Below are 9,679 nucleotides of genomic sequence, written 5' to 3'. Positions count from 1 at the left end.
TAAATTATCTGCTGAAATGTTGGATTATACCATAAAAGTCCCAACTCCATCCCATCAGGATGCCTCTTTGGGTAAAGTCGTCGATAAAGTTTTAAATAATGTATCCTTTTCAACATTTACAAATATTTATCAAGAAAAAAAAGAAAATAATGATTTAGACGTTAAATGTATTGCAATTGGATCTGATCGTGAAAAAGCAATTGATAATTGGACACCTCTTTTTGATAAAAATAGTAGAATTGATGGAAACGGGATTAAGTGTTTCGATAAAGAAACTGGTGAATGGGTCGTTCCTGAAGACGGGATTTTGGATATTAATTATGATATTTCTTTTGGTGATATGTCAGGAAAAAAATATGTTCCTATAGTAGAAGCGGAAAATTTTTTTAACATTGATATGGCAATCAACAATGAGCTGAATAAAGTTAATGAAATTATAGAAGTGGTTGATCAGCAGAAAATCACTTCTTACATTAAACCTCTTAAAGAAAATTTAGACTTAGTTTCTGAAGAAACAAAAGATAATCAAATAAAGGTGGATAATAAAATAGATTTAGAATCCTTTTTTCTCAAACGTGCATATCCAATTATAGATTCAGGCAATTGGAAGACTGTCAAAATCACGCAAGGTATCAATAAAGGTAAAATTGCCTGGTTTGATACAATTTCTAATAAGTATTTAAAAAAAGCTATTGATCCTAATGATTACGTTTTTACAGAAGAAATTGTGGAAGCTTATGCAGGGCCAGTAATTTTGATTGATGTAGATGTGACAATATCATCCGGTACCGAAGTGTCTGGGATCAGTTTATTAACGAATGTAAATAATAAAAGACAAGATCCATATGTTTTGGTCATTGAGGAAAATGCAAAAATTTCATATTCAAATATATTTTATAGAAATGTGATATCAAGAGGCAAATCATATCATAACACGTATTCAAGTAGCATGGTTGAATTGTATAATAATGCAATATCTTTAAAAGATACCTTGATAGTTGTGGGAGAAGTGAAAGCTAAATTTTGTTCAACAAGCAAAACGTGTACAAGTACAAAGGATTATTCCTCGGGAGATAATTTGTTTTGGTTTGGAACTGATGGGTATCCTATAGGATTAAAAGGTTACAATAACGCTGAATTTATTTGTCCAATTGTTCCATTATTGTCAGAAGATAGTCCAGTATCTCATCCATCTTACTGGTTATTTAAAGATAAAAGTAAATGTTTATATAATAATGCAATGAATACAGATGAAATAATTTCATGGGTTAAGGAACATAGTAAACAAAGATTTATTTCCAATAAAACATTGATGTATTTAGGAGACTCAACCAACAACAATTTAGTAATAGATGTTGAGGAAGTAAAAGATAGCTCTGAAAATATTGTTCTTGATAAAGAAGGATATCCTGTCTTGGTTAATGTTTATCGTGTGGATAATGGTGATGAGATATACAGAGGAAATGAACCCTTAAATTTAGTCAATTGGAATAAGATAACATTAAAAAACGGAGCGATTTTAGATGATATAATTATTTTTAGAACTTATCAATATGAAGAAGATAATAGCACGGGATTGTATCTGGAAAAAAATTGCGGAATAAAAAATTCTGAAATATATGGATACAGTCTATATAATGATACAATGAGTCGATCAAGTAATAATTATTATATCTCTTCAGGAGATGTTTATTATAATATATATTCAATTTCTGAAAATGATTGTTTTTATGATATAAATGAAACCAAATTTCCAATTTCGTTATTTGATCGTGATATAATCTATTATGACAGCAACGTGAAAAAAATAACGCAAGGTAAAAGTGATAATAGTAAGATTTTTTATATTACAATAGGTGGCACTAAAAAATCAGTAGCGAGTTTAGACTTAAGAGGTGGAAAATTAATAAATCCTTCCATTTCATTTTTTTATCAAGGTTCGATAAATGTTCTTGATGAATTATCATATAATTTTAAAGAGATAGCTATTGAACCACAACTCGTTATTGCGACTAATAATATTAAAGGTCAATTGAAAAGAATTGTAAAAAAGGGGGACAGAATAAAATTGTTGGGTTATTGGTTTTCACAAATTCAGGAATTTTCATCGTTTCCTTTAGGATTAAATAAAGTTAGAACTACATTAAATTTAATATAAAATTATAAATCTTTTATATTATTATGTATTGGATGATAAAAACAATTAGTAACAATTTAAAAACAAAAAGATTAGTAAAACATTATATGCCAATCAGAATAACTTGCACATTATCCTCGATAGAATTCCGTGTTATTTGCCAGATAAGATATTTATAATGTTAAATTGTTTTTTATCAATTCTAATTCGAAATTTCTGATTGCTGATAATCTTTTTTAAATTAATAGCTAGATCCTTCGTTATTTGTTGGACCTTTATGTCAGCAAGAAATGTTAGAAGCAAGTTGAAAACTTAATTTTATTCAATAATCACCTGAAAAGGTGATTATCAAAATTTTCAAGGTTTGAGCAAATGGTTGCAACCGATTTTTTATCACAAGCATTACAATATTTCATGAATATTTTACCGGGCAATGTAACTTTCAACTTGATAGTCTTACTTACGTTTAGTGTAACGTTATGCACATTGATTACTAGATTTTGGAAAGAGCCAGATAACAAGAATAGATTACATAAATTATGGTCATTTATCAATTTTCTGGCATCTTTTAAGTTTTCTAAAAAAAACATGCGAATATCAGGAAAAAATGATAAAAAGAAAATTATATAGATCACTTTATCATCATGAACATTGGTTTGCAGAATGGTGGAGTGCGATCTTACTTTTAAGTGCTGGTATTTATGTGATTATAATACCGGAAAGTGAAATTCTTCATCCATTTTTTATCCAGGGTTATTTAAAAATTATATCCAACCAAGTTTGGTATAGTTTATTTATTTTTATAGGATTTGTCCAATTTGCAGCTTTATCATATGAAAGCCAGCTGGGACGGGCCACTTCAGCTTTTTTTGCATCAACCTTGTTTATTTGGGAAACATTAAACAATTTTGTTTATGGATCACAATCGCATTTTTGTTTATTTGCTTGGGGAATATTTGCTTTGATTAACCTTTACGCTCTGGCACGTATATTGTCAGGAGTAGAGCAGGTTTATGAATACAATTTATGAATTAATTAAATGGTGGTGGCAAAATAATGTTGAATGGATTAGATTACATGATCCATGGGTTATTCCTGTAATAGCTATATCTATTTCATTAAGTATGATTATACGGATGATATGTGTTATTATAAGAATTTTGTGTAAAAAATAAAAAATATTAATTTAATAAAATTATTTCTTAAATAAAATTAATATTGAATGTATTATTCTTAAATAATAATATATTAAATGTGTAGAGATTTTACAGTAAATATTTGAAATTATTTAATTTCTAGCATTTATTTTATGTAAAATTTTAAACATTAAAAAATAATAATATCACAAAAATTATTTATTAATATATTACAAAGTCAAAAAAATGAATTTAAAATTTCTTTTAATGCTGGGGGTTGTATCTTCCCCTATTATAAATTTTTCTCATATTACATATGCAGAAGATTATGTGGCCAAATCTCAAATAAATGTAGCTAATGGAGTGGCTGGTTTAAATAAAAATGGAGAAATAACGGCCAATGTAAATAATGATAGAATAAATAATAATTCAATAAATAGTAATTTTATTCAGTTAAATAAAAAAAATGATCGTTTACGTTTTATTACCAACAGTCCTGATACTAATAATAATGAGATTGATATGTTTTATAATGCGGATGGTAATAATAAGGATGATTTTGGTAATCCATTAGATGGGAATACATTTTATTTCACGAATAATAAATATGGTAATAATTACCGATTCAATGGAACGGTTAAAGCTGGTGGTATTGAAATTAATGGACATGTATTAAATAAACCCATTCCAGGGGGGATTGAACCAGTTGATCCGTATAATGATGATAGGAATAATGCCAATTTAATATTTTTGAGTCAACCAGGGTATGATTGGGGAAATATTAAACCCAATACGTTAATGGTTGGAGGGCGTAGTCGCAATTCTGTAGTTGGAATAAAAGCTACCTGCCAAAATACCGGACAAGGAGATCAAGGTGGATCTTGCTATCAATTTACAAATATGAGCGGTCCACAAGCATACCATCGTAGTGGTTCTGGAGTGACTGATGGCATTAATATGGATATGCGAACAATGGATAATTCTCCTATGGATTCAATAGGTGGGAATACATTGGTTAAAAATAGCGATGGTTCATATATTGTTAAAGGTAATGAATATTCGGTAATATCGAATGTTCCTGCTGGCGCAACAAAATTTGTTATCAAAGGAACCTTTGGATGTGGGTTGGGTGAAAGCAGATCACGTTGTGAATTGAGGGGTATCAATTTTGTAAACAATGCAGGAAAAATATCAAATTCTGTAAAAGTTACCCCCGGTTTTTATAATCCTTCAAATAATACGACAGAAGTAAATATTAATGATGGTTATGTTTTGAAAGATATTTTAACTCCAGATAAAAAATTAGAAATTATATATTATGCTGCTGATGGTACAGCATATGCTATTGATTTTTCTGAAGATAACAATGGTTCTCAATATGCGGCAATTTATCCATCTTTATCAGAAAAAGAAAGAAATCTTACGCACGCTCGTATGGCTGTATGGACTAATATCGCCAATGGGATGGCCAGTGTTGAAAATGGAACCAATGAAGACAGTGGTAATACAGACATGCCCGGTTATTATTATGGATATGCTGATGGGTTTGGCGATACTGTTTTAAATCAAGCCAATATTGACGCTATTAAAGCAGATAAAACAAAAACAGATGAAGAAAAAGATCTTGCCATAAGACAAAATAAAGTAACCAAGATATTTATGAGATCTTTTAGTTATCCAGGTTTAGCTGGTGACTTAGTAAAATGGAAGAATAACAAGCATCCGCTTAATGATGATCCCAATATAAAATCTCCAGGCTTAAATGCTAACGATCAGCTGGATTATAAACTTTCCTACGCTTGTTTAACAAAAAACCAGTTAAATGATAATGAGGAACTACAAAAGAGATTGCATATTGGTAATCGACCAGATTGTTTTGATAAAGTTAATATTCCTGCAGTTGTAAGGCCGGAACAAATAAATAATATAAATTATATTTATAATAGTAATTATCATCGTTATCAAAAACCCGCCCTGTTTTTAGGAATGGTTCAAAAGAATTTTAATCTTTACACTCAACAATCATTCAATAAAAGTCCTGATTCAATTACCCGTGAATTTGATAATGAATGGGATTTTCCTATGAATCAAGATCATGATGGACAAGCATCTGTGCGTGGACTTACCATGGTCTTTTCCGGAGGTGGACACCCATTGGCTCAAGGAAGCTATATGTTGCGTATGGCTGGATTCAATCATATGCCATTGGGGTTGAAAATTGATGGTATTTGGCCATATGGTGGTAAGTCTTTTGAAACTGATGCAGGTTTCTTTTTGTATAAATGGACTATGTTAGGAGCATCTCCCTATCTGCAAAATATTAATGATGTTATGAGCATATCTGGTTTGGGACAAATAAAAACCAATCAGGCTTCATACCAACTTATGACATTTATGTCTAATGATGGTAATGTAGATAACAAGCGAAATAATTCATTGCATTTGGGTTTAACGAAGCAAAATTCTACTGATCCCCTTCAGAACTTAGCCTGGAATCAATCACCAACTTGTAACGAGAATAAAGAATGTGCTGTTTTAGGTCAGATATTTTTTGATCCGTTGGGTTATATAGGTGGTATAGGATTAGGTTCTGGTTATGGAGATAAAGCTAAATTAGGATTGGTTGTAGACAAGGATGCTAATGTTTTTATAAATAAAAATTTATCGGTAACTGGTCAATCTAATAACAATAGTATTAATACTAATTTTCTTCAGCTTAATCATAAAAACAATATTTTACGTTTCGTAACTAATAGCCCTGATACGAATAATAACATGATTGATATGTTTTATAATCGGGATGGTGATAATAGAGATGATTTTGGTAACTTATTGGAATCAAACACTTTCTATTTTACAAATAATAGATATGGTAATAATTATAGATTTAATGGCACGGTTAAGGCAAATAGTATGGAAAGTGATCAATTTACTGCTAGGGGTTCCATTTCATCACGAAGATTTATTGGTTTATTGTCAACACCATCTTCATCATCAGCGTCTTGTACAACAGGAGAGTTTACAGATGATACAAATTATCATTATGTATGTGTTTCTACAAACAAATGGAAACGTGTCGCTTTGTCAGATTTTTAGACAATCAATTAATTATGATTTTATTTTATAAAATCATACATTAAATTTTTATAATAATTTTATCCCACCTTAATGGTGGGCTTTTTTTATTTTTAAAGGTAAATTTTTATATTAAAAACAACGGGAGGTATTTGTTTAAATCACCTTAAATATTGTGTTGTTATGTCAATTTTAAATTATTTTGGTCTTTGAAAATAACGCACTGATAATCATAGGTTACTGGTAATTGTTTGGTTGAAGGATATTCAGGTAATTTTACTTATTTAAAACAAATGGGTAATGGACCAGCATTAAGTATTTGTCAGATGGAACCAGCAACTTATTGTGACATTTGCAATAATTTTTTAAATAATGCTAAGCGTCAATCTTTAATATGTTTATTAATATATATTGCAGGAAACTTTAATTTAGATAGTCAGGGATTACTAAAACCTGATATATTAATAGGTAATTATTTTTTTGTTGTGGCAATATTTCGTATTTTTATATTTGAATTAAGAAATTATTATCTTAAGTCACGAAGACTGTAGCTATGGCTCAGTATCATAAAAAATACTATAGTATCAATTTAGGTAAAGTAATTTGAAGAATTATGACCATTTTCAATAAGCCATAAACTGTTAAAATAGATTAAAAATAATTTATGAATATAAAACATAAAATATGTAATATTCATTAAATAATATAAAAGAAATTATTAGATTAATAATTTAAAAATAATTATTTTATGTATGATTTTTATAGATTTTTTTATATAAAATGTATATAATCAATAAGGTAAGGTAAAAAAAGAATTACCTCCTTTATTATTGACACAACATCTAACTAAAAATTTCAAAAGGTTTTAAATAATTTTTATTTAGAAATAAAGGCCTTTTTTACCTTACCTAAATCAATCTAGCAAAATTAATTGTGAATATCAATACTAATAGTCAATAATTTATATATCGTTATATTTATTACTTAATAATAATTAATTTTTATGACAATAATAAAGAATAAATATATATTTATTTGAATAAATAATAATTCTAATTCATGTTAAATGAAATTATAATTTTTTGATAGAATATTGTTTTGAACAATGGATAAAATGTTCACAAAACATGTAAATATAACTGTAAATTATGATTAATCAATTATACAATGCTTATTTATTATTATTAAATTTGGTAGCGAATAAAAGATATAGAAAATTATTGGCTGTTTATATTGATCAATAATTTTTTACACGTTGAAATAATAACTTATTTCTATAATAAATTATTAGGTGAATTATAATTGATCACACTATATTAAATTTCCACATATCGATTTTGTTATGTTTGTGGTGCCGGATGAGGGATTTGAACCCCCGACCTTCGGTTTACAAAACCGCTGCACTACCACTGTGCTAATCCGGCAATATATAATCAACACGTGCAGTTCTATGCCTGATTTTAGATTTAATTTCAAGAAAAAAATACAAAAAAGTTAATATTTTTAATTTTTATAATAAAAAATCAATTTTTTTTGATTGCTTGAAATTAAATTGATAATCATGAAGTGAAGGGGGATTATATGAAAACAGTTTTGTTTTCCAATTATTTTCCATGGATATACAATATATGCCTCATAAAATTGCAATAGGTCTTGATTTTGGTAGCGATTCCGTTCGCGCTCTGGCTGTAGATTGTCAAAATGGTGAAGAGCTTGCAGCAAGTATCACATATTATCCACGCTGGAAAAAGGGGTTGTTCTGTAATCCTATTTTAAATCAATTTCGGCAACATCCTCTGGATTTTATGGAATCATTAACAGAGGTTGTTTGCTCAGTCGTAAAACAATTGGGTGGTGTTGCTAAAAATATTGTTGCTATTGGAGTTGATGCGACAGGATCCAGTCCTGCACCATTAGATAGGCATGGTCAAATTCTTGCGTTACGGCCTGATTTTTCAGAAAATCCAAATGCAATGTTTATTTTATGGAAAGATCATACCGCTATTGAAGAGGCGGAAGAAATTAATCGATTATGTCAAAAACCAGCATATTCTGTTTTTTTAAAAGGATGTGGAGGGGTTTATTCATCAGAATGGTTTTGGTCAAAAATTTTGCATAGTTTCAGAAATGACGAGGCTGTTAAAAAAGCCACAGTATCTTGGGTTGAATGTTCAGATTGGATTCCCGCGTTGCTGACAGGCACAACCTTACCCTATATAATTAAAAGAAACAGATGTGCGGCTGGTCATAAATGCCTTTGGAATGAACAATGGGGCGGTTTACCTTCCTATGAGTTTTTTAAAGACCTAGATCCTGTAATGGTTGAAGAATTACCCTATCCGTTATTTAAAGAGACTTATACTGCTGATATGGCTGTTGGCAAGTTAACAAAGGAGTGGGCGGAAAAACTTGGTTTAAACGAAAATGTGACGGTTTCAGGCGGGGCAATTGATTCCCATGTCGGTGCAATAGGTGCGGGTATTGAACCCTATAGTCTGGTAAAGGTCATAGGAACTTCAACTTGTGATATGTTAATGGCTGAAAATGAGCAGGTAAAAGATAGGTTTATCAAAGGGATATGCGGACAGGTTAATGGTAGTATTGTCCCGGAATATATCGGTTTCGAGGCGGGACAATCCGCTTTTGGTGATATTTTTGCGTGGTTTCAACGTTTTTTAGGCTGGCCCTTGCAATTCTATGCACGTAATAATTTTACACATTTGCAAGAGTTTTATGAAATTGAGCATGATTTACTAAATAATCTAGCTGAAGAATGGTATAAAAATAAGAATCTAGAATATTTACCGATTGCAGTTGACTGGTTTAATGGGCGTCGAACACCTTATGCCAATCAGCGTTTAAAAGGAATAATTACAGGATTAACATTGGCCACTGATGCAGTTGCGGTTTTTGGAAGCTTGATAGTTTCCACTGCTTGTGGTGCAAGGGCTATTATGGAATGTTTTGTAGAACAGGATATACCTATTAACACAATTATTGCAATTGGCGGAATTGCTAAAAAATCATCAATCATAATGCAGACATGTGCCGATATTATGAAACGTGAAATAAAAGTGTCAGATTCTGAACAGTGTTGTGCTTTGGGGAGCGCCATTTTAGGGGCCGTAGCTGCAAAGGTGTATTCTTCAGTTTTGGAAGCTCAGCACCATATGTCCAGTCCTATATCCAAGATCTATAAACCTGATTTGCATTTATCTGAACAATACGAACGGATATACGGTCAGTATCAACAATGGGCTAGGGTTTTGGAAAGACAATATGTTTAAAATTAAGTATCAAAAAATATTTATCATTGAGGAAATGGGTGTTT

General features: G+C 30.1%; 4 protein-coding genes and 1 tRNA gene. 4 read left to right on the top strand and 1 reads right to left on the bottom strand.

The window, feature by feature from the left end; genetic code table 11:
* The 3 genes from H3T46_RS08110 to H3T46_RS08100 form a co-directional block, all read left to right on the top strand.
* Positions 1 to 2,158: hypothetical protein (locus H3T46_RS08110; protein ID WP_198196979.1), on the top strand; the 2,158-nt coding region annotated here is incomplete at its 5' end.
* A gap of 586 nt (positions 2,159 to 2,744) precedes the next feature.
* Positions 2,745 to 3,167 carry a hypothetical protein gene (locus H3T46_RS08105; RefSeq protein ID WP_198196980.1) on the top strand — a complete coding sequence of 141 codons (423 nt, stop codon included), beginning with the start codon at positions 2,745 to 2,747 and terminating at the stop codon, positions 3,165 to 3,167.
* Positions 3,168 to 3,519: 352 nt separating this feature from the next.
* Positions 3,520 to 6,369 (top strand): hypothetical protein, encoded by a 2,850-nt coding sequence (locus H3T46_RS08100; RefSeq protein ID WP_198196981.1) that lies wholly within the window; start codon positions 3,520 to 3,522, stop codon positions 6,367 to 6,369.
* A gap of 1,328 nt (positions 6,370 to 7,697) precedes the next feature.
* Here H3T46_RS08100 and H3T46_RS08095 read toward each other — a convergent pair.
* A tRNA-Thr gene (locus H3T46_RS08095) sits at positions 7,698 to 7,772 on the bottom strand.
* 204 nt (positions 7,773 to 7,976) lie between these two features.
* Here H3T46_RS08095 and H3T46_RS08090 point away from each other — a divergent pair.
* A complete protein-coding gene (locus H3T46_RS08090) occupies positions 7,977 to 9,635 on the top strand; it encodes a ribulokinase (protein WP_198196982.1) in 1,659 nt (552 codons plus the stop codon).
* The last annotated feature ends 44 nt before the right edge of the window (positions 9,636 to 9,679 follow it).

Source organism: Commensalibacter sp. M0133 (assembly GCF_016101485.1).
Lineage (GTDB): Bacteria > Pseudomonadota > Alphaproteobacteria > Acetobacterales > Acetobacteraceae > Commensalibacter > Commensalibacter melissae.
The sequence above is the reverse complement of the archived record's forward strand: the minus strand, read 5'-3'. Positions and strand labels throughout refer to the sequence as shown.